Annotated in this window: 16 protein-coding genes; 13 read left to right on the plus strand and 3 right to left on the minus strand. The window is 65.6% G+C overall.

The window, feature by feature from the left end:
* Positions 1-65: 65 nt before the first annotated feature.
* Genes ACWA13_RS06555 through ACWA13_RS06580 form a run of 6 tightly spaced genes read left to right on the plus strand, consistent with a single transcriptional unit; the run spans position 66 to position 11,174 of the window.
* Complete coding sequence (locus ACWA13_RS06555; protein WP_463937342.1) at positions 66-1,313, plus strand: RDD family protein; 1,248 nt, start codon at positions 66-68, stop codon at positions 1,311-1,313.
* The gene (locus tag ACWA13_RS06560) at positions 1,310-2,227 is read left to right on the plus strand and encodes a PP2C family protein-serine/threonine phosphatase (protein WP_463937343.1); all 918 of its coding nucleotides are present in this window, start codon (positions 1,310-1,312) and stop codon (positions 2,225-2,227) included. The genes ACWA13_RS06555 and ACWA13_RS06560 overlap by 4 nt, the downstream gene beginning before the upstream one ends.
* Positions 2,217-4,151 carry an FHA domain-containing protein gene (locus ACWA13_RS06565; RefSeq protein WP_463937344.1) on the plus strand — a complete coding sequence of 645 codons (1,935 nt, stop codon included), beginning with the start codon at positions 2,217-2,219 and terminating at the stop codon, positions 4,149-4,151. The genes ACWA13_RS06560 and ACWA13_RS06565 overlap by 11 nt, the downstream gene beginning before the upstream one ends.
* Positions 4,148-5,980 (plus strand): serine/threonine-protein kinase, encoded by a 1,833-nt coding sequence (locus ACWA13_RS06570; protein ID WP_463937345.1) that lies wholly within the window; start codon positions 4,148-4,150, stop codon positions 5,978-5,980. Before ACWA13_RS06565 ends, ACWA13_RS06570 begins: the two co-directional genes overlap by 4 nt.
* A 47-nt stretch (positions 5,981-6,027) precedes the next feature.
* Entirely contained in the window at positions 6,028-6,732 is a 705-nt protein-coding gene (locus tag ACWA13_RS06575; RefSeq protein WP_463937855.1) for a hypothetical protein, read from the plus strand.
* Positions 6,729-11,174 carry an FtsK/SpoIIIE domain-containing protein gene (locus ACWA13_RS06580; protein ID WP_463937346.1) on the plus strand — a complete coding sequence of 1,482 codons (4,446 nt, stop codon included), beginning with the start codon at positions 6,729-6,731 and terminating at the stop codon, positions 11,172-11,174. The genes ACWA13_RS06575 and ACWA13_RS06580 overlap by 4 nt, the downstream gene beginning before the upstream one ends.
* Positions 11,175-11,436: 262 nt before the next feature.
* On the opposite strand, the gene ACWA13_RS06585 is transcribed toward ACWA13_RS06580, so the two are convergent.
* Positions 11,437-11,802 carry a hypothetical protein gene (locus ACWA13_RS06585; protein ID WP_463937348.1) on the minus strand — a complete coding sequence of 122 codons (366 nt, stop codon included), beginning with the start codon at positions 11,800-11,802 and terminating at the stop codon, positions 11,437-11,439.
* Between the two features lie 104 nt (positions 11,803-11,906).
* On the opposite strand from ACWA13_RS06585, the gene ligA reads away from it, so the two are divergent.
* From ligA to ACWA13_RS06610, 5 genes are all read left to right on the plus strand, one after another.
* Entirely contained in the window at positions 11,907-14,222 is a 2,316-nt protein-coding gene (ligA, locus tag ACWA13_RS06590; RefSeq protein WP_463937349.1) for an NAD-dependent DNA ligase LigA, read from the plus strand.
* Positions 14,219-15,034: an inositol monophosphatase family protein gene (locus ACWA13_RS06595; protein ID WP_463937350.1), complete on the plus strand. Its 816-nt coding sequence runs from the start codon at positions 14,219-14,221 to the stop codon at positions 15,032-15,034. Before ligA ends, ACWA13_RS06595 begins: the two co-directional genes overlap by 4 nt.
* Position 15,035: 1 nt before the next feature.
* Positions 15,036-16,235: an AAA family ATPase gene (locus ACWA13_RS06600; protein ID WP_463937351.1), complete on the plus strand. Its 1,200-nt coding sequence runs from the start codon at positions 15,036-15,038 to the stop codon at positions 16,233-16,235.
* A gap of 137 nt (positions 16,236-16,372) precedes the next feature.
* On the plus strand, positions 16,373-16,876 hold the full coding sequence (locus tag ACWA13_RS06605; RefSeq protein WP_463937352.1) for a GNAT family N-acetyltransferase: 504 nt from the start codon (positions 16,373-16,375) through the stop codon (positions 16,874-16,876).
* Positions 16,877-16,922: 46 nt separating this feature from the next.
* Entirely contained in the window at positions 16,923-17,306 is a 384-nt protein-coding gene (locus tag ACWA13_RS06610; protein ID WP_463937353.1) for a RidA family protein, read from the plus strand.
* On the opposite strand, the gene ACWA13_RS06615 is transcribed toward ACWA13_RS06610, so the two are convergent.
* The gene (locus ACWA13_RS06615; protein ID WP_463937354.1) at positions 17,303-17,977 is read right to left on the minus strand and encodes a response regulator; all 675 of its coding nucleotides are present in this window, start codon (positions 17,975-17,977) and stop codon (positions 17,303-17,305) included. The genes ACWA13_RS06610 and ACWA13_RS06615 overlap by 4 nt on opposite strands.
* Positions 17,970-19,706, minus strand: coding sequence for a sensor histidine kinase (locus tag ACWA13_RS06620; protein WP_463937355.1), 1,737 nt, complete (start codon positions 19,704-19,706; stop codon positions 17,970-17,972). The genes ACWA13_RS06615 and ACWA13_RS06620 overlap by 8 nt, the downstream gene beginning before the upstream one ends.
* Before the next feature lie 156 nt (positions 19,707-19,862).
* Between ACWA13_RS06620 and ACWA13_RS06625 the strand changes: the two genes are divergently transcribed.
* Positions 19,863-21,338 (plus strand): CitMHS family transporter, encoded by a 1,476-nt coding sequence (locus ACWA13_RS06625; protein ID WP_463937356.1) that lies wholly within the window; start codon positions 19,863-19,865, stop codon positions 21,336-21,338.
* An 81-nt stretch (positions 21,339-21,419) separates the two neighbouring features.
* Entirely contained in the window at positions 21,420-21,716 is a 297-nt protein-coding gene (gene gatC, locus ACWA13_RS06630) for an Asp-tRNA(Asn)/Glu-tRNA(Gln) amidotransferase subunit GatC (RefSeq protein WP_463937357.1), read from the plus strand.
* The last annotated feature ends 1 nt before the right edge of the window (position 21,717 follow it).

The following is a 21,717-nucleotide window of genomic DNA, read 5'->3' on the forward strand; positions in this document are numbered from 1 at the left end:
CAGCCGTGGCGGTCCCGACGCTGGCAGGTCACAGTCAGGGGCATGGTCAAGTGGGAGGAATGAACGTGGCTACGAAGCTCGAGCTCGTACCGGCAGCGGCGCCTAAACGGTTGGGAGCAGCGGTTCTGGACTGGCTGCCGCCCTTCGCCGTGCTGGTGCTTGCCTTCGCCATTGGCTTTGCCGGGGTGACCCGGAGCCAAAGCGGCGGCTTTATTGTCTACGACACAAGTTCGCTGGTGCTCTTTGGCAGCATCGGAGTCGGCATTGCGCTGGTTTATGCATTCGTCATGATGGGCCTGGAAGGCCGTTCCGGCGTCACTCTCGGCAACCGGCTGATGGGGATCCGCAGTGCTGACAGCGACGGTTTCGCGCCCGGCGCGGGGCCGGTCTTCGTCCGCGGCATCATTACCGGCGCGGGAGTCTTCCTTGCCCTGATCGCCGCGATCCTGGTGGTGATCTTCCGCTGGTTTGATGCCGCCCTGATCATCCTGGGGCCCCTGTCCCTGCTGGCCGTGGCGTGGGCCGTGCTCGTCGTCATTTCCAGTTCCTGGGACCGAAACAACAAGCTTCGGGGCTGGCACGACACCGCCGCCAAAACCCTCGTTTTTGACATCAAGGCCGGGCGGAATCCTGTAGCTACCGGCGGGATCCAGGGCCCGTACAGTTTTGCGCCCATGGACCTTCCCCCGGTCCAGGCAGTTGCTTCTCCCGTAGCCGGTGCCCGTTCGACCCCGAGCGTGATCAACGCCCAGGCACCCGTCGACGGCGGCACTTGGGTACCGCCCAAGGCTACGGCCACCGCCGCCGGGCACGTACCGGTTGCGGCAGCAGTCCAACCGGCACCAGTCCAACCGGCGGCAGCAGTCGTGGCCGCGCCCGCACAGGCTTTCCAGCCTCCTCAGACGCAAGCCGCGCCTCACCCTGACGACGACGTTGACCGTACGCAGATGCGCGGAGATGCCGCCGCGGTAAAGGCTCCGGTGGCGGTACTGCGCATCCGGCTGGATGACGGCAGGGATTTCCAGCTGGACCGCAACGTCCTGGTTGGCCGGAACCCGGTGGCCCAGGGCGGCGAGCAGAGCGCCATGGTGCTTGCAGTAACCGATCCCGGCCGATCCATCTCCAAAACGCACCTCCACCTCCTCACCGACGGGGCCGGAGTGTGGGTGACTGACCGCAACTCGACCAACGGCAGCGCCGTCAGTACACCTGACGGAACGCGTTCACCCCTGCAGCCGGGCGTTCCGGTGTTTGTCACCCCCGGTTCCACGGTGCATTTCGGTGACCGGCACTTCGTTGTTGGCCAGGCATGATGGCGGGCGCAGCGGAGCCATCCGCAAACAGCCACGCCGGGTTGAGCCTGAGCTATGGCTATGGTACTGACCGGGGGCTGCGGCGTGAGCTCAACGAAGACTCTTTTATAGCCTCGGATCCGGTGTTCGCGGTTGCCGATGGCATGGGCGGACACGAGGCCGGTGAGATTGCCAGCGGTATGTGTGTACGCGCCCTGGCCGCCATGCCACAGCTGGCCAAGGGGGAGCGGAGTGTCACCGCCGGGGTGCTGCAGCAGTACCTGGTGCGCGCTGACCAGAGCATCCGGGAGGCAACGGGGGCCAGGGCCGGAACCACGCTGACCGGCGCCGTCGTGGTTGAACAGATGGGCATGCCCTACTGGCTGGTCATGAACATCGGTGATTCGCGGACCTACCGGCTCAGCCAGGGCCGGTTCAGCCAGGTAAGCGTAGATCATTCCGAGGTCCAGGAACTGGTGGACGCCGGGGACATCACCAGGGAGGAAGCGGCTGTGCACCCGCGCCGCCACGTGGTGACCAGGGCGCTCGGTACCGGTGACGAGACCGAAGCGGATTACTGGCTGCTGCCCGTCGAAGAAGGTGACAGGATCCTGGTCTGCTCCGACGGCCTGAACGCTGAGCTCACGGACGAACACATGTTCCGGATACTCAGCACCGTGGGCCATCCGCAGGATGCTGTCGACGCACTCATCCAGGCGGCACTGCGCAACGGGGGACGGGACAACGTCACCGTCATCATCGTGGACGCCAAGAACGTACTGAACGACGCCGGAATCGCCACCACCGCCCCGCGGCCAGCGGTTGATGCCGAGGAAGGCACTACGCTGCCGCGGACCCAGGTGCTGGGCGCGGAAACTGATCCGGATGTCACGGCTGGACCTGATATAGCAGAGGAGAACCGTGATGACCGCTAACTATGGTCCCGGCCCCTGGGTGGGAATGGTGCGTGGCCAGACCGCCGTGCTGTTGGAGCCCGGCACCTCGCCTGAACTGGTACTCACCCTCTGGGACCTCCTGGAAAAGGCTCCGGAAGTCCATGAAGTCCTGCACGCCGTCACCACCGGGTTCGGCGGCTCGCTCACTGACATGCCGTCTTTCGGCATTATCGGATTCAAGGACTCGCTGCGGGTTTTCCTCCGCGGCGATATTGACCTGGAAATAGACGGACCCGATGGTGGAAAGGAGCCGGAGGACCGAAGCGGGCTGGTGGAACTCAATGGGCGCAATGTTTCCACGTGGGCTGAGCGCTGGCTGGCCGAACCCGGCAACTTCCGGCTTTCAATCCCAGGCGTTTGTGCAGATGCTGCCTGGCCGCTTGTCGAAGGAGTGGTCCAGCTGGGTGCCCTTGCCGTCACGGTGGGCGGTGCTTCGTCAGTAACAGAGGTTGAGGGGCGGAACTCCGCTGCGCGCCGTTCTGGCGGCGCTTTACCGGGCCGCCAAGACGCCATGCCTGCCCGCGCACCTGTTGAAGCTGCACCATCAGCAGCGCCTCCATCGGAGCCGGAACCGGCGCCGAACCGGCAACCGGACCTCGACCCCGGAGCCACCGCAGCAGCGGAACCCTCCCTCGTTGTGCCGGACCTGGAGTCCCCTGAACTGGATTCTCCCGTACTGGACAGCGCCGTGACGGAAGCTGCCGCCCAACCTCCCGCCACCGAACCTCCTGCCACCGAACCTCCTGCCACCGAATCTCCTGAGTCGCCATCCGACGCCCGCGAAGCCTCGGCCGAAACCATGATGGCGCTCTCTGACGAGGATGTGGACTACACCGTCGCGCCTGCTGATGTGCACGCCGCCGCTCCGGATACCGCGAAGGCTGTTCCTTCCCCACCGGACGTGGCAGAGCCGGTCCAGGAAATGACCGGCAATTACGATCACCTCTGGGAAAAAACCGTGGCCCGCAGCATCGAAGACGCCGCCGTCAGGGAAGATCCTGAGGAGGAAGAAGAGCCGCCAGGGAAAGAGCCCGCAGCAGAAGTTCCTGCAGCTTCGCCTGCAGACGCAGACGTGGCGGCACCCTACTCTGTCAGCGACCCTGCCGCGGGGCCTGCCGGGGCCAGCCAGCCTGGTCCACCGGATCCCGATCCGGAACCGACTGCGGGCTCCGGCCTCATAGATTCCGTTCCCTGGCGGACCTCCAGCAGTCCTGCCGCGCCTTGGGTTCCACCGACTCCAGAGCCGGCACCGGCGCCCCAATCTGTGCCGGCTCAGCCCGGACAGGCGCAACCTGGCGGGGCCTGGCCCGCCCCGCCGCAGGTTGCGCAGCCCCACTATGCGGCATCGTCCTTTGACGAGGACCATGACGGCCAGACCATCATGAAGGGCGACCTCGCCGGAATGGTGGCCCACCCCGCGCCTGTCGTCGCCGATCCCGCAACAGGTCCCATGGTGCTGGCAAGGGTTTGCGACCAGGGCCACGCCAATCCGCCGACGAACGCCCAATGCGCCTCCTGCGGCCGGCAGCTGCCGGCAGACGCCATCCAGGTGCCGCGCCCGCGGCTTGGCGTCATGCGGATTTCCACCGGTGAAGTGGTGGAGCTGGACCAGTCGCTGGTCATCGGACGCCAGCCTTCGGTTTCCCGCGTGCAGGGCGGCGGCATGCCGCGGCTGGTTCAGGTCGCCAGCCCCAGCGGCGACATTTCCCGCTCACACGTCGAAGTGCGGCTGGAAGGCTGGCACGTCATGCTGTGCGATTTGAAAGCAACCAATGGCACGGTGCTGGTCCGCCAGGGCCAGCCTCCGCGCCGCCTCGCGCAGAACGAGATGGCCATTCTCCTCGATGGCGACATCGCCGAGCTGGGCGACGATATCTCTCTGCGGTTCGAGGAGATCCGGTGAGTTCGAAACGCCCCATTGCTCCACCGCCGCACATCCCGGGCTTCACCTACGTCAGCCTGCTCGGATCGGGTGGCTTCTCTGATGTCTACCTCTACGAGCAGGACAGGCCGCGCCGCAAGGTTGCCGTAAAGGTGCTGCTATCGGACCTCAAAACCGAAGGCGCCCGGCGCCGGTTCGAGTCCGAAGCCAACCTGATGGCGCAACTGTCTTCGCATCCCTACATCGTCACCATTTACGAGGCCGAGGTCACCGAGGACGGGCATTCCTACCTGGCCATGGAGTACTGCTCCAGGCCCAGCCTGGACGTCAGGTACCGGCGGCAGCGGTTCAGCGTGGACGAGGTACTTGCCGTCGGAATCCAGGTAGCTTCGGCAGTGGAGACAGCACACCGGGCCGGTATCGCCCACCGCGACATCAAGCCGGCCAACATCCTGGTGACCGACTATAACCGGCCCGCGCTGACCGACTTCGGTATCTCCGGCACGCTGGGCGGCGATGCAGACGAGGACGCCGGTATGTCCATCCCGTGGTCCCCGCCGGAGCAGTTCCGCGATGGTGCAGTGGACGGTGTCATGGTGGACGTCTGGGCCCTCGGCGCCACCCTCTACACCCTACTGGCCGGCCGTTCGCCGTTTGTGATGCCCGGTGCGGACAACTCCCAGCGCGAGCTCATTTCACGGATCACCTCCATGCCGGTTCCGCGGCTGGGCCGGGCCGACGTGCCGGCCACCCTGGAACTGGCGTTGTCCACTGCCATGGCCAAAGCGCCGGCGTCGCGTTATTCATCGGCCCATGCCTTTGCCCTGGCCCTGCAGCGGATCCAGGCGGAGCTCAATCTTTCGGTGACGCCCTTCGAGGTCCTGGAAGAACCCGGCCATGAGGAAAGCCACCCGGACGACGGCTTCGAAGAAACCCGTGTCCGGAGCATCGCCGCGATCGATCCCGAACGAACGGGCAGCTCACCCACCTTTCCTGCCCGGACCAGGCCAAACGCTCCCGCGCCTGCCGCCTCGCCCGGTGCCGCCGCTGCGCCGGCGCCTGGCCGTTCCACCGCTCCGCAGGTTCCCGGGCAACTGTTCGACGGCGGCAAGCCAGCCCGCAGCACACCGCACGCTGATGCCCGGGACGTCATTGCCCGGAACCCCGTTGCCCCGGACCAGCGGACAGGTGATGCCTGGGCGCAGGCAACCATGCTTCGCAGCAGCACCGCCGCCGCACCACCAGATTTCGACGAAGCCACAGTCCAACGGGGTGCACCGTCCACAACCCGCGATCCGGCTCCGGGTCAGGCCGGCGACTCCCGCTGGAGTCCGGTTAAACCGGAAATCGATGCCACCGTCAGCAGGGCTGCGCTGCCGGACGAAGCAGCGACAGATCAGGCGCCAGCCCCTGAGGCCCATCCGTCGCACCGCAACCTCTGGCTGGCCATTACGGGCGGCACCCTGCTGGTGCTCGCCGTCGTCGTCGGAATTATTGTGGCCGGCAACGCACCGGAAACGAAGGCACTGCCCCAGGAAACCGTTAACAGGCCCCCGGCCGACGCCCTGGACAATGGCACCGTTCCGGACGTCAGCGAGCTGGCGGGCAGCATTGGAGGAGCGGGGAAGGTGACCTTCACCTGGACCAATCCGCAGCCGAAAGACGGTGACACCTACAAGTGGCGGGTCTACGCGCTGACCGGCAGCGGTGAGTTCCAGTCCACGGAGGTGCCCACGGCAGAGGTTGCGCTTAACCCTGTCGAGCCCACATGCATTCAGGTCATCCTGGTGCGAAGCGACGGCGCTTCTTCACCGCAGGAGCAGGATTCCATCGCTTGCGTGCGGCCATGAGCGCCTATTTGAGCAGCGACGTCAACACAGTGAGAGAGGTATCCGGCATGGGGGATCTAAGCCTGGATTTCTGCGGCGAATGGTACGAACCGTCCGACGAGGACATCTTCAACATCGGCCGCGAGGGGGACCTGGAAGTAGATGACAACCCGTACCTGCACCGGCAGTTCCTCCAGATCGCCCGTTATGACGGCATCTGGTGGCTGAGCAACGTGGGCAGCATGCTGGCTGCGACAGTGGCCGACGCCTCGGGCGGCATGCAGGCGTGGCTGGCGCCGGGAGCCCGCATCCCGCTGGTCTTCAGCCACACCAATGTCATTTTCACTGCTGGACCCACCACCTATGAGTTTGCCGTGCACTTGCGGACCCCTTCGTTCCGGCAGCAGTCACGCGACGATGACAGCGACGGCGAAACCACTATTGGTCCGGTGGTTTTCACGGACTCGCAGAAGGCCCTGATCGTGGCACTGGCCGAGCCGATGCTGCGCCGCGAAGGCACCGGCTTCAGTGCCATTCCGTCCTCCGCGGAGGCGGCCAATACTCTGGGCTGGGCGCTGACCCGGTTCAACCGCAAGCTGGACAACGTCTGCGACAAACTGGACCGCGTTGGCGTTGTGGGCCTCCGTGGCGGCGGCGGCAAGCTCGCCACCAATCGGCGGGCGCGCCTCGTGGAACATGCCGTGACCTCACACCTCGTCACGGCCGATGACCTGTACCTGATTGAAAAGATGAGAGGGGTCGACGAAGGGTGAGGATCCGACTCACGCTCCGCCGCGAACCGGCCGAAGCCAAGAACCTGGCCGTAACGGTGGACGGCCTGGCTACCGTTGCCGACATCGCCGTCCAGTTGTGGGCTGCCGATCCCGACCGCAAGGGCACACCACCGCCGGAAGGCCTGTCCCTGCGCATCGACGAAGCCTTCGTGGCAGGTGGCATGCGTGGCCTGGTCCTGGAGCGCAGCGACAACCTCCTCGAATCCGGGCTGCGGCCGGGGTCTGTTGTGTCCCTCACCCAGGTGAGCGAGCAGTTCAACGTTCCGGGAGCCAGCCGGGGGCCGGCAGCGGCGACCTTGCGGGTGCTGTCCGGTCCCGACGTCGGGCAGGAATTCTCCCTGCCGTCCGGTACCAGTTACATCGGCCGGGACCACGACGTCGACATCCGGCTTTCGGACCCTATGACCTCCAAGCGCCATGCACGGATCACGGTGGGGGAGACAGTGGAAATCGTGGACACGAATTCCGCCAACGGCCTGTTGATGGACGGGTTGCCGGTCACCCGGGCCACGTTGAACTCCTCGGACACAGTGACCCTTGGCGACACCACCATCACGGTGGTGGCGCTGTCCCGGAACCAGGCGGCAGCTCCGACGTCGCCGTTGGTCGATTTCAACCGTTCGCCACGGGTGGTTCCGCGGTTCGATCCCATCAAAAAGATGCTGCCCGCCGGACCGAAGCGGCAGGACCATCACCCGTTCCCGTACATCATGCTGGTTGCCCCGCTGCTGATGGGCGCGGTCATTTTCGCCATCACCAGGAACGTGCTGTCAGTGGTGTTCATGGGAATGATGCCGCTGTTCATCATTGGCCACTATGTGGACCACAAGATGCAGAACAAGCGGGAGCGCAAGGAGCAGGTCAAGCATTTCCGCGAATCCATGGCTGCCTTCCGTGAGGACATCACTGAGCTGCAGCAGGTGGAGCGGGCGGTGCGGCTCCAGGAAGCGCCATCGGTGGCGGACACCGTTGACTCGATCTACAAGCTGGGCCCGCTGCTGTGGACCCATCGTCCTGAACATTCCGGCTTCCTGGGCCTGCGCTTTGGGCTGGGAACCAGTCCCTCCAGGATCAACTTCGAGGAAGGCAATTCCAGCGACACCGAAGTTGAATTCACCCGGGAGATCCAGGCCTGCATCAGGCAGTTCCAGGACATCGAAGGTGTTCCGATCGTCTCCCAGCTCCGCTCAGCCGGGTCCTTCGGCCTTGCCGGGTCCCGTGGGCTGGTGGACGATGTCGCGCGTGGCATGGTGCTCCAGCTGGCAGGACTGCATTCCCCGGCCGAAGTCGTGGTTACTGCCATCACCTCCGCCCAGTCCCGCGAACGCTGGGACTGGTTGCAGTGGCTCCCACACGTCGGCTCGGGCCACAGCCCTTTGTCCGGCGACCACCTGGCCGCGGGCTCCGCGGGCGGTTCTTCACTGCTGGCCCGGCTCGAGGACCTGGTCGCGTCCCGCGAAGCGTCGGCGCAAGGACCCCGTCCGCTTCCGCGGCCGGCGATCGGCCAGGAAAGCGTTCCTGTTCCGGGACCCGTCCTTCCCGTGGTGCTGGTGATCGTCGAGGACGACGCGCCGGTGGACCGCGGCCGGCTGACCCGGCTGGTGGAACGCGGCCCGGATTCCGGCGTCCACGTAATGTGGGTTGCCGCCGACATACAGTCCCTGCCTGCAGCCTGCCGCGACTTTATGGCCGTTGACGGCGATCACGGCACCACCACGGGCCAGGTCCGCCTGGGCCGGCACACCTACCCGGTCAGCTGCGAGAGCGTTGACGCCGAACTGGCAGGACAGCTGGCGCGCATGCTGGCGCCGGTAGTCGACGTCGGCAAGCCCCTTTCGGATGATTCGGACCTTCCCCGGGCGGTGTCCTATGCGACGCTGATCGGCAAGGACTTTATGGACAACCCGCACGCCGTGGCCGACCGGTGGAAAGAAAACAACTCGGTCCACGCGTTCGCCGCACCGAACCGGAAAGACAACGGAACACTCCGTGCGCTGGTTGGTTCCAAAGGCGTTGAGCCCTTGTACCTTGACCTGAAGAACGAGGGCCCGCACGCCCTGGTGGGCGGCACCACGGGTGCGGGCAAATCTGAATTCCTGCAGTCCTGGGTAATGGGCATGGCCGCGGCCTACAGCCCGGACCGGGTCAGTTTCCTGTTCGTGGACTACAAGGGCGGTGCCGCCTTCGCCGACTGCCTGCACCTGCCCCACACCGTGGGCCTGGTTACCGACCTCAGCCCGCACCTGGTCCGCCGTGCGCTGACCTCGCTTCGCGCCGAACTGCACTACCGCGAACACCTGCTCAACCGGAAAAAGGCCAAGGACTTGCTGGGGCTCCAGCGGGAAGCCGACCCCGAGGCTCCGCCATACCTGATCATCATCGTGGACGAATTCGCCGCGCTGGCCACCGAAGTGCCTGAGTTCGTTGACGGTGTGGTGGACGTTGCCGCCCGCGGGCGTTCGCTGGGCCTGCACCTGATCCTGGCCACGCAGCGACCTGCCGGCGTGATCAAGGAGAGCCTGCGCGCCAACACCAACCTTCGCGTTGCCTTGCGGATGGCTGATGAGGACGACGCCAGCGACATCCTGGGCGTCCCCGACGCCGCCTACTTTGACCCCTCCATTCCCGGCCGTGGTGCCGCGAAAACCGGACCCGGCCGGATCCAGGGATTCCAGACCGGCTACGCAGGCGGCTGGACCACCGAGAAGCCGCAACGCCCGCAGATCGACATTGTGGAGATGGCGTTTGGCTCCGGACCCAGCTGGCAGGAACCAGCCCCGGAGAAGCCTGTTAAGGAAGAGCCCGCCGGCCCCAACGACATCTCACGGATGACGTCCAACATCGTCCGTGCCGCGGAGGTCCTGGCCATCAACCCGCCGCGCAAGCCGTGGTTGAACGAGCTGGCCGTGACCTACGATTTCTCGAAGCTGCCCAACCCGCGCACCGATGAGCGGCTGCTGCTGGGGGTTGCTGACGATCCTGCCCACCAGGACCAGCCCACGGTGTTTTATGAGCCTGACCGGGACGGCAACATGGCCATCTACGGCACGGGCGGATCGGGCAAGTCAGCAGCCCTTCGCGGAATCGCCATCGCTGCGGCTGTGACACCGCGCGGCGGGCCGGTGCACGTTTATGGCATCGACTGCGGCTCCTCCGGGCTGAAGATGCTTGACGGGCTGCCGCACGTTGGTGAAATTATCAACGGCGACGATGTCGAACGCGTGGGCAGGCTGCTGCGCTGGCTGCGTGACATTGCCGACGACCGGTCCGCGCGTTTTGCCGAGGTCCGGGCCTCCACCATCGTCGAATACCGCAAGCTGGCGAATATGCCGGACGAAAAGCGCATCTTCATCCTGGTGGACGGGATGTCCGCCTTCCGTGAGGCGTACGAATACAGCCGGCTGTCCGCGTTGTGGGATATCTTCCTGCAGCTGGCAACCGACGGCCGACCCCTGGGCATCCACCTTGTAGTGTCCGGTGACCGCACGAACTCCGTGCCGGCGTCGTTGCTGGCTTCCATCCAGCGCAGGCTGGTGCTGCGCCTGTCCTCTGAGGACGATTACATCTCCATGGACATCCCCAAGGATGTGCTGAGCGCGGCGTCACCGCCGGGACGCGGCATGCTGGGCGGCTTCGAGGTCCAGCTTGCCGTCCTGGGCGGGAACTCCAACCTTGCGCTGCAGGCCCGCGAGGTCAACAGGCTCAGCGAGGCGATGCTGCGCCAGGGCGTCGAGCCGGCACCCAAGATCCAGCGTCTTCCGGAGCAGGTGGACCTGGACATCCTGCCCACCGGCAGCACCGATCTGCCCGTCATCGGAGTCGACGACGAAACGCTGCAGCCGGCAGAGATCCTGGCCAAGGGGACTCTGCTGCTTGCCGGTCCTCCAGGCGCCGGGCGCACGGTGGCCCTGGTGACCATGGCCTACGCGATGCGTCGCTCCAACCCCGACACCGAGCTGGTTTACATAGGTTCCCGGCGCTCAGCCGTTGCGTCGCTGCGGCTTTGGAGCCGGTCTATCGTGGGCGCAGATGACCTTGAGGCAACAGTGGAAGAGCTGATGGAACACTCGGTGGCCAATCCGGGCCAGCTGGCCTTCTTCATCGAAGGCCTCACCGAGTTCACTGATACCGGAGCGGAGTCAGGGCTGGAACAGCTGGTCTCGGCCTCGATCAAGGCAGACCAGTGGGTGGTAGGCGAGTCTGAGACCTCCACCTGGTCCTCGGCCTGGTCCCTGTCCCAGCCTTTCAAGTCCGGCCGGCGCGGCCTGCTCATCAACCCTGGAGACATCGAAGGAGACAGCCTGCTCAACACCTCGCTGGGCAGGATCAGCACTGACTTCATTCCGGGCCGTGGCTACATCGTTGGCCGCGGAAAGGTACGGAAACTACAGATTGCCTTGCCTCCGGAAAACCGCTCATGAGCCGTTGCTGGAGCCAGATCCATTTGCTCCGCCGCCACAAGGTGTAGCAGACTACACCAAAATCATGTCAGCTGCGGAGGGGGCCGCACGACGTCGAAAAGGTCTCCATGAAAACTCCTTTCGTAATCCGGAGAGCAGCCATGTCCGGGCTCGCCGCCGCCGTTCTTGCCCTGTCTGCGGGTGCGGTGGCTGCGGCTCCAGCGGTGGCCACGGACCTCTGCCTTCTTGTTGTCTGCCCGCCTGATGAGAAGAAGAATCCGCCTCACGATCCGCCAGGTAAACCAAAACCCGTTGACCCCCAGCCCGCGCCTTCCGCAGAGCAGCCCGCGCCCGCGCCGCCACCGGCGCCCGCACCCGCTCCGCCACCGCCACCGGCGCCGGCGCCAGCCTTGCCGCCGGCCCCGGAACCCGCTCCGGTAACCGAAGCGGCAGTGCCCATCCCGGAGCCGACGGTTGAGGATCCGGTAACTCCTTCTCCCACGGCGAGTGCCTGGACGCGATCACCGGAGCCCAGCAAGGAATCGAACTGGAACAAGCCGATCAGGAAGTCGGCGGAGCCGAGCAATGAGGCAGCGTTGGTTTCCTTCAACGCGCCGGGTCCCGGACTTGGCGGCCTGTTAGCCATCATGGGCGGTGTCTTCCTGGTGGGAGTTGCCGGCCTGGCCTTCGCCTGGTGGGCGCGGAGCCGGTTCTCCAGCCACTAATGTCGGGCCCTTAAGGCAAGATAGGTCTGTGAGCACAGCACCAGGAACGTCCCCAGCAGCCGCAGCAGCCTCCGGACCCGAAGTGGTTCCGGCCGGGTCGCTGCGGGAGGAATACGAGAACGTGGCGGACCTGGTCCGTAAGTATCGCTTTGCGTACTACCAGGAGGACACCCCGCTCGTCTCGGACGCGGAGTTTGACGCGCTCTTCCGCCGTCTTGAAGAACTTGAGGCGCTGCACCCGGAGCTGGTGTCCAATGATTCCCCCACCCAGGAGGTAGGCGGCGAGGTTTCGGCTGCTTTTGCTGCCGTGGAGCATCTCCAGCGCATGTACAGCCTGGAGGATGTCTTCTCGCTTGAGGAGCTTGAAGCCTGGATGGTCAAGGCGCAGGCCGGAATCGAGCGGGTGGGCGGCGTCCGGGGTGCCTGGCTGACCGAGCTCAAGATCGATGGGCTTGCCGTCAACCTTCTTTACCGGGACGGGAAACTGGTCAGGGCTGCCACCCGCGGCGACGGCACCACCGGCGAAGACGTCACCCATAATGTGCTGACCATCAAGGAAATTCCGCAGCAGCTCAAGGGCACCGGCTTTCCGGCCGAGATGGAGGTCCGGGGTGAAGTCTTCATTCCCTCCCAGGCCTTCGCGGAGTTTAACGACGCGTTGATCGCCGAGGGCAAGGCGCCGCTGGCCAATCCGAGGAATGCCGCCGCCGGGTCCCTGCGGCAGAAGGATCCGGCCGAAACCGCCAAGCGCCCGCTGCGGATGTTCGTTCACGGCATTGGTGTCCGCGACGGCCTCCCAACGGCCAGCCAATCGGAGACCTACGATCGGTTGGCCGAATGGGGCCTGCCCGTCAGCCCGTACTCGCAGGTGCTGGGCGGGTTGGAGGACGTCCTCAACTTCATCGCCGAATACGGCGACAAACGCCACAGCCTGCTGCACGAGATCGACGGCATCGTCGTCAAGGTCGATGATTTTGCCACCCAGCGTGCGCTGGGCTACACCTCGCGGGTTCCCCGGTGGGCTGTTGCCTACAAGTACCCGCCGGAAGAAGTGCACACCAAGCTGCTGGACATTGCGGTCAACGTCGGCCGCACAGGCCGGGTTACCCCGTACGGGGTGATGGTGCCGGTGAAGGTTGCCGGGTCCACCGTGGAAATGGCCACCCTCCACAACCAGGAGGTAGTCAAAGCCAAAGGCGTGAAAATCGGCGACGTCGTGGTGCTCCGCAAGGCCGGAGACGTCATCCCGGAAATTGTGGGACCGGTCCTTGCTTTGCGGGACAAGCAGGACCCGCCCGTGCGGGACTTCGTGATGCCATCGGCATGCCCGTCCTGTGGCACCCCGCTGGCACCTGCCAAGGAAGCCGACGTCGACATCCGCTGCCCTAACGCACGGTCCTGCCCGGCGCAGCTGCGTGAGCGGGTTTTCCACCTTGCCGGCCGCGGTGCCTTCGACATCGAGGCGCTTGGCTGGGAAGCTGCCATCGCGCTGACCTCCGGCCCCGGTCCTGATCCGGCAACTATCGGCGGCTATCCCAAGCCGGAGGGCCCGGGGGCGCTGGAAAACGAGGCCCGCATCTTCGACCTCGCTGCGGACGCACCGGACCCGGAACTGCGGGACAGCCTGGCGGACGTGAAAGTCTGGCGGGAGAAGCGGGCCAAGGGCGTAGGCACGGGGGAGTGGGAGCTGGTTCCCTATTTCTGGACCAAGCCCACGGCCAAGGCCCCTTCCAAGCCGACGGCATCCACCGAGAAGCTGTTCGCGGAAGTGCAGAAGGCCAGGACCCAGCCGTTGTGGCGGGTGTTCGTAGCGCTGTCCATCCGTCATGTAGGGCCCCGGGCCTCGCGGGCGCTGGCCACCCGCTTCGGCACCATGGATGCCATCCGCAGCGCCTCCGAAGAGGAACTTGCCGGCGTCGACGGGGTTGGTCCCACCATCGCCGCTGCCCTGGTCGAATGGTTTACCGAAGACTGGCACCGCGAAATTGTTGACCGCTGGGCAGAAGCCGGAGTGCGGATGGCTGACGAGCAGGACGAATCGACGCCGCGCACGCTTGAAGGGCTGACCATCGTGGTCACCGGCACCCTGCCCAACTTCAGCCGCGACGAAGCCAAGGAAGCCATCCTGACGCGCGGGGGCAAGGCGTCGGGCTCTGTCTCAAAGAAGACCGACTACCTGGTGGCTGGTGAAAGTGCCGGCACCAAGCTGGACAAGGCCGAGCAGCTGGGCGTGCCGGTCCTGGATGAGGATGGCTTCCGGAAGCTGTTGGCGGAAGGCCCCGCACCTACAGAACCTTCCGCCGAAGAAGCAACTGAAACCTACGTCGACGGAGCAACCGAATGAGCGAACCTACCCCTGAGTCACTGCTTTCCGTAGCCCGGGAGGCTGCGCGGGCAGGCGCGGCGGTCCTTGCCGGCCGCAGCACGGCAAAGCTGGAACCCACCAACAAGGGGGAGGCCGGGGACTGGGTTACAGATTTCGATATGGCCGCGGAGAATGCCGTGCGGGGAGTCATCACCGAACAGCGCCCGGCGGACGCCATCACCGGCGAGGAACACGGCACCACCCATCCGGAGAGCCCCAGCGGCTACCGCTGGTCCATAGACCCGTTGGACGGCACCACCAATTTCATCCGCAACATCGTTTACTACGCCACCTCGGTTGCCGTAGCGGATGCCGACGGCGCGTGGCTGGCCGGAGTGGTGGATGCGCCCGCACTGGGCAGGGTTTACTACGCCTCCCGCGGCGGCGGGGCCTGGCTTGAGGAAGGCGGGGTGCGTTCGCAGCTCACCGGGCCGCAGCCCGGCAGGAAGGGCCAAATCCTCGCCACCGGCTTCAGCTATGACCCTGCTGTGCGGAGCGAACAGGCGGCACTGCTTGGTGGCCTGATGGACGGCTTCGCGGACGTCCGGCGCCTGGGCTCGGCTGCGTTGGATCTCTGCATGGTGGCTGACGGGACCCACGACGCCTACGGCGAGCGCGGACTCAATGAGCACGACTTTGCCGCGGGAGCGCTGATTGCCGAGGAAGCCGGCTGCTGGGTTCGCAGGCCACGCCTCACCAGCCCTCTGGACGGTGGACCGGACCACGGCCACCGGCTGGCGGCCTGGACCTGTGCGGCCACACTGGAGTTGTCCGGCAAGTTCCCGCTCTGACATGATCCGGACCCTGGCCATAGCCAACTACCGTTCGATCCGTGACTTGTCCCTGGAACTGCACGGGCTGGACGTGGTGACTGGGGCCAACGGGAGCGGGAAATCCTCGCTGTACCGGGCGCTGCGCCTGCTGGCCGAATGCGCCGCCGGCAACATCGTCGGCTCGCTGGCCAGGGATGGCGGGCTGGAATCGACGCTGTGGGCAGGGCCGGAGACCATCAGTGACGCCATGCGGCGCGGCGACGTTCCTGTCCAGGGGACCGTGCGGCGGGACCCCGTCAACCTCAAATTAGGGTACTCCGGGGATGGTTTCGGATACCTGGTGGACCTAGGTATTCCCGTGCCCAGCGGCGCAGGCTTTGACGAAGTAACCGGCAAGCCCAGGCCTTCTGCCTTCGCCCGTGACCCTGAGATCAAGAGGGAGCAGATCTTCTCCGGACCCGTTGCCCGCCCCGGAGCCCTGCTGGTGGACCGCAGGGGCGGGCACGCCCGGCTCCGGGGACAGGACGGCGAATGGGCGGAACTGTCCAGGCGCCTGGATACCTTCCAAAGCATGCTCACCGAAGTATCAGACCAGGACAAGGCACCCGAAGTCGCGCAGGTGCGGGACTCCGTGCGGTCCTGGCGCTTCTACGACCACTTCAGGACGGACGCTGAAGCTCCTGCGCGGCAGGCACAGACCGGTACCCGTACCCTGGTGCTGCACCACAGCGGCAGAGACCTCGCGGCCGCCCTGCAGACCCTGCGGGAGGTGGGCTTCGAACGGAAGCTGGACTCCGCCGTCGGGCACGCCTTTCCGGGCAGCCGACTGGAGATTGCCGTGCAGGACGGCCGGTTCAGTGTGGAACTGCACCAGCCGGGCATGCTGCGACCGATGAAAGCGGCGGAGCTTTCGGACGGAACCTTGCGCTTCCTGCTGCTCACTGCGGCGCTGCTGACCCCGCGGCCGCCCGAGCTTATGGTGCTCAACGAACCTGAGACAAGCCTCCACGTTGACCTGATGCCGGCTCTCGCCCGGTTGATCGTCGAGGCCAGCGCCAACAGCCAGATGATCGTGGTGACCCATTCAACGGCGCTTCTTCAGGAACTCCGCCTGAGCGGAGCGGCCCACGAACATGAGCTGTACAAGGACGTGGGGGAGACCAAAATAAGAGGTTTGGGATCTCTTGAGAAACCGCAGTGGAGTTGGCCGAAACGCTGAGCCGTGGCAGACCCGACGCCGCCGCCCTGGGGCTGAAGCGGCCCAGGACCGACGAACCAATCGGTGAAGATGATAGTTCGGTCACGGAAACTACATGTTTCGCCGGTTTGCGGCCTCGACGCGACTACCATTGATAGGTGCATCCGCAGATCATTGTCCGTCCAGCAGTCCCTTCCGATTTCGACGCCGTAGCCCGAATAACCCGCGACGCCTACCTTGCCGCCGGGTACTTCGAGGACGCCGACCACCCGTACATGCGCCAGGTTCAGGACGTTGCAGCCCGCGCCGCGGAGGCTACCGTCTGGGTGGCGGAACGAACCGGCGAGGTTGTGGGCTCGGTGACGCTGGCTCTGGCGGGCGAACCCTACGCCGATATTGCGCTGGCGGACGAGCTCGAATTCCGGATGCTGGTGGTGGACCCGGCGGTGCAGCGCAGCGGCGCGGGCAAGGCCATGGTGGAAGCCATCATTGAACATGCGAAGTCCCTGGACGGAGTCAAGGCCGTGGCTCTGACTACCGGGATGAGCTGGGAAAGCGCGCACGGCCTTTACCGCATGACCGGTTTCAACCGGGTTCCGGAGCGTGACTGGTTTGTTCCGGATACCGACATAAAGCTGCTGGTTTACCGCCAGGAGGTCTAGCGCGCCTAGGGTAGTGCCGAATCATTCGGCACTGAAAGGCACCAGCATGCGCAAGACATTCGGCACCGGCTCCGTCTGGGAACAGACTCTTGGCTATTCCCGCGCCGTCCAGGTGGACAACACCCTTTACATTTCCGCCACGGCAGCCAGCGGTGAGGACGGAATTGTCGGCGACGACTTCTACACCCAGACCCGGTTCATCCTGCAGAAGCTGGGCGCTGTCCTCGCCGATGCCGGCTTCAGCTTCAGCGATGTTGTGCAGTCCAAGCTCTACGTCACGGACATCAGCCAGTGGGAAGAAGCGGGCCGTGCGCACGGCGAGGTCTTCGGTGAGATCCGTCCCACGCTGTCCCTGGTCCATGTGCTTCCCTTCCTGGATCCGAAGATGCTGGTGGAGATCGAGTTGGTGGCGCAGAAGCCCGCCGGCTAGGACCCCTCCTGCCGGGCCGGAACGCCGTAGCGGTGTTCCGGCCGGCCGGTGGTTCCGTAACGTAGCTGAATCTCGACGGCGCCGTCATCAGCCAGCGAGGACAGGTATCTTTGGGCTGTGGCACGGGATACACCAACCCGCGCCGCCACCTCCGCCGCTGAGTACTGTTCGCCGGGCTGCAGAGATTCCAGCACCGCCGCTTCCGTGGCGGACCGGGGCCTGGCTGACGGCGTCACATCTCCGGGTATGAGGGCCCGCTTGGCCCGTTCCACCGTTTCCTGATCCAGCGACCCTGCTTGGTTCAGGATCCGCCGGTACCGGGCATAGGAGCGCAGCTGTTGGGACAGGGACTCCCCGGTAAACGGTTTGAGCAGGTAGCCCAGCGCGCCGCGGCGGAAGGCGATCCGCAGCGAGGCCCCGTCCGAGGCGGCGCTGAGCATGATGGTGTCCACATCCAGCTGGTGCAGCAGATCCAGTCCCGAGGCATCCGGAAGGTAGACGTCGAGCAATACCAGGTCGGGCCGCAGCGAGTGGATGGCCTGCAGCGCCAGGGACGCGTTTCCCACCGGGGCCAGGGCCATGAAACCGGCAACCGAATCCACGTAGGTGGCGTGGAGCTTGGCCACGTGAAAGTCGTCATCCACGATCAGCACCCTGAAGTCCTCAGGCATTGCGATCCTCTCCCTTGAGACCGTTGGTTTGAGCCCCGTTACTCAGCCTGGTGACTCCGGGCAGCGTGGCCATGAACACGGCGCCCGGCCCGCCGGGTCTCCCCGGTTCCAGGACCCGGACGTCCCCGCCGCGGCGCCGGGACAATGAGCGGGCCAGTGCCAGCCCCAGCCCCTGGCCGCCGGCGGCACGCACCGGGCCTGCCGCCGTCGTAAATCCTTCGGCGAAAACCTGCTCGGGATCGGCCGTCAGCGCGGCCCCCAGCCCGTCACCGGAATCCGCGACGACGATGTACAGCACTCCGCCTGCAGCGCCTCCCTCGCCGGGTTCATCCAGCAGCTCCACCTCGACCCACCGGTCTGCGGCGGAACCGGCGACGGCGGCGTTTACCGCATTGTCCAGCAGGTTCCCCAGCACGGTGGTGACGTCCTGCGGCTCGCTGACCTGGCCCCTGACCAGGGTCTCCGGGCCGATCCGGAGGGTGACACCCCGTTCGTCAGCCTCAACACCCTTGGCCCCGACGAATGCCTGCAGGTACGGATCCTGGAGCAGCTCTGCCTGATCAACGGGGAACTTCAAAGGGCCCGTAGCAGCCAGCCGGGCCAGGTACTCCCGTGCCTGGCGGTGCTGTCCAATGCTGAGGAAGCCGGCAATGCTGTGCAGCTGGTTCGCGAACTCGTGGCGCTGGGCGCGAAGCGCTGTGGACATGGTGCCGACGGCGTCCAGCTGCCGGGTCAGCTGCTGCAGTTCCGTCCTGTCCCGCAGCATGAGCACCCAGCCCAGGTCTTCGCTCCCGTGGAGGGCCTTGCGGGCACTGGCCACGATCACCTGGCCCCCTGCCACCAGTTCCTGGGCATCTGCTTCGCCGGCCTCTGGCCGTGTCAGCGACTTCAGGATCTCCGGGACCGGCGCGTCCGCCCACTGGGTTCCAGCGAGGTCGGGCAATGCCAGCAGGCGCTGCGCGGCGGCATTGAAGACGCTGACCCGGCCGTCTGACGAAATGCCGATGACGCCGTCGTCCACACCCTGCAGCACCGCCACCTGGTCGTGGACCAGGGTGCTGATTTCCTCTGGTTCCAGGCCGAGCGTAAGGCGTTGCAGCCGGCGCCGCAGCAGGAAGGAGGCCAGCACGCCGGCCAGCAGCGCAGCCAGGGCAGTGAAGGCCACCGGGCCGATGTCCCTGGCCAGGCTCTGGCCCACGGTTTCCATCGAGTATCCAACGCTCACCTCACCCACCACCGTCTCCGATTCCGGCGCGTACACCGGCACCTTCGCGCCGGCGGACGGCCCCAGAGTCCCGATGTTCCGGGTGGTCACTTCCCGTCCGGCGAGGGCCTCGGAGGGGTCTGTGCTGACCTGCTCGCCCAACCGCGCTGCGTCAGGATGTGCCAGCCGCAGCCCGGTCTCGTCCGTCAGGACCACGAAAAGCGCCCCCGTCCTGGCGCGGGCACCCTCAGCAACGGCCATCAGCGGTCCCGCGGCCAGTTCCGCTGCCGGGGGAGTGCCGGGTTGGCTGCTGATGGCGGCAACATCAGCCCTGACCCGCGGGTCTGAAGCCACGGTCCGGGCCAGGGTAAGGGCTTGGTTCTCAGCCTCGCGGCCGGCACGGTCATAGCTCAGCCAGGCGTGGACGGCGGCGCTGAGCAGGACCACCAGCAACACCACGCCGAGTTGCAGGAGCAGGGTCTGGGTGGAGAACCGCAGGGGCCGCCGGGTTGCGGAACTCCTCATGGTCCTCCTTCGCCAGCCGTGAGCACAATGAGCAAAATGCTCCCAATAAGCAGTATGCCAATCAATTGAGCCAAACGCCCAGCCGTGATGGCCGCCACCCTACAGTCTGTAGCACGCGTCACACTGTTGTGTCGCCGTTCACAGAAGGAGCCGGCCGTGCTGGTATTACTTGGATTCGCCATGATCGCGGTATTCATGGTGCTGATCATGACGAAGAAGTTGACGCCAGTGTTGGCATTGATCATCGTTCCCACCGTTTTTGGCCTGTTCGCGGGAGCCGGGCTTGGCATCGGCGACATGGTCATGGAGTCGATGAAGTCCATGACTTCCACTGCCGCCCTGCTGATGTTCGCCATCATCTACTTTGGCCTGATGATCGACGTCGGGTTGTTTGATCCGCTGGTGAAGTTCATCCTGCGCAAACTGGGCAACGACCCCGCCAAAGTAGTGCTGGGAACCGCACTCCTCGCAGCCGCCGTGTCCCTGGACGGTGATGGCTCCACTACCTTCATCCTCACCACTGCAGCCATGCTGCCGATCTACCTGCGGTTGAAGATGAGCCCCGTGGTCCTGACCTGTGTGGCCGGTCTGGCCAACGGAACCATGAATATCGTGCCGTGGGGTGGTCCCACTGCCCGGGCCGCCACCGCCCTGGAAATCGACGTCAATGACGTCTTTGTCCCGATGATCCCGTCCCTCATCGGAGGCATCGCCGTCGTCCTCGCGTTCGCCTGGCTGCTCGGCCTGCAGGAGCGCAACCGCCTCCGCGCCACCATGCCGGAAATCTGGGGCGTGCCGTCTACGGCAGGGCCCTTTACGGCTGAAGCGTCCGACGGCGGCGCTTCCGCCGCCGGTGCCGGCAGCGGCACCGGGAGCAATGCCTCACCTGCCCGTGGAGCCGGAGGTCCCGCCGCAGGCGGTTCCGTTGCTGTCCTGGATCGCACGGAAACGCTGGTTGACGAGCACGACACCGCGATGGCTGACACCGCCCTGGATCCCAACCGGAAGACCCTTCGTCCCAAACTGCAGTGGTTCAACCTCGGCCTGACCGTAGCGGTCATGGCAATGCTCATCGCCGACCTCGTACCCCTGCCCTATGTCTTCATGGTCGGCTCTGCCATTGCGCTTTTGGTCAACTTCCCGAACGTGAAGGAGCAGGCGGCCCAGTTGATTGCGCACGCACCGTCGGTAGTCGCAGTGGTCAGCATGGTCCTGGCGGCCGCCGTCCTGACCGGCGTCCTCACCGGCACCGGCATGGTCACCGCCATGTCCGAATGGCTGGTCCGGATCATTCCCGCTGACATGGGACCGTTCATGGCTGTGATCACCGGCGTCCTGAGCATCCCCATGACGTTCTTCATGAGCAACGATGCCTTCTACTTCGGCGTACTGCCCGTCCTGAGCGAGACTGCCGGCCACTACGGAATCAGCGCCGCCGAAATGGCCCGCGCATCCATCACCGGCCAGCCGTTCCACATGCAGAGCCCACTGGTCCCGGCAATCCTGCTCCTGGTCTCACTGGCCAAGGTTGATCTTGGCGACCACCACAAGAAGGTGCTGTGGCGCAGTGCCGTGGTGTCCCTGGTGATGCTGGGAATCGGCATGCTGACCGGAGCCATCGGCGTCGGCTGAGCGGCAGCCGCGCAGCACGTTGGTGCCCGCCGGAGCCACTAGACTGGATCGGAAACCAATTCGAACGTGCAGGGGAGATCCATGGCTGCGATCAACCGTGAGGATGTTGCGCATCTGGCGCGGCTTGCTCACATCGAGATGAGTGCTGAAGAGCTGGACAGGATGGCGGGTGAACTCGCCGTCATCGTCGAGTCCATCAAGTCAGTGAGTGAAGCTGCCGGCGACGACGTCCCGGCAACGTCGCACCCCATCCCGTTGACCAACGTGTTCCGCGAAGACGTTGTGGGCCACACCTTCACCGCTGAGCAGTCGCTCTCCGGCGCACCGGACGCGGCGGAAAACCGCTTCAAGGTACCGGCAATCCTGGATGAGGCGTAAC

It is taken from the genome of Pseudarthrobacter sp. TRD_SC_9, assembly GCF_055361265.1.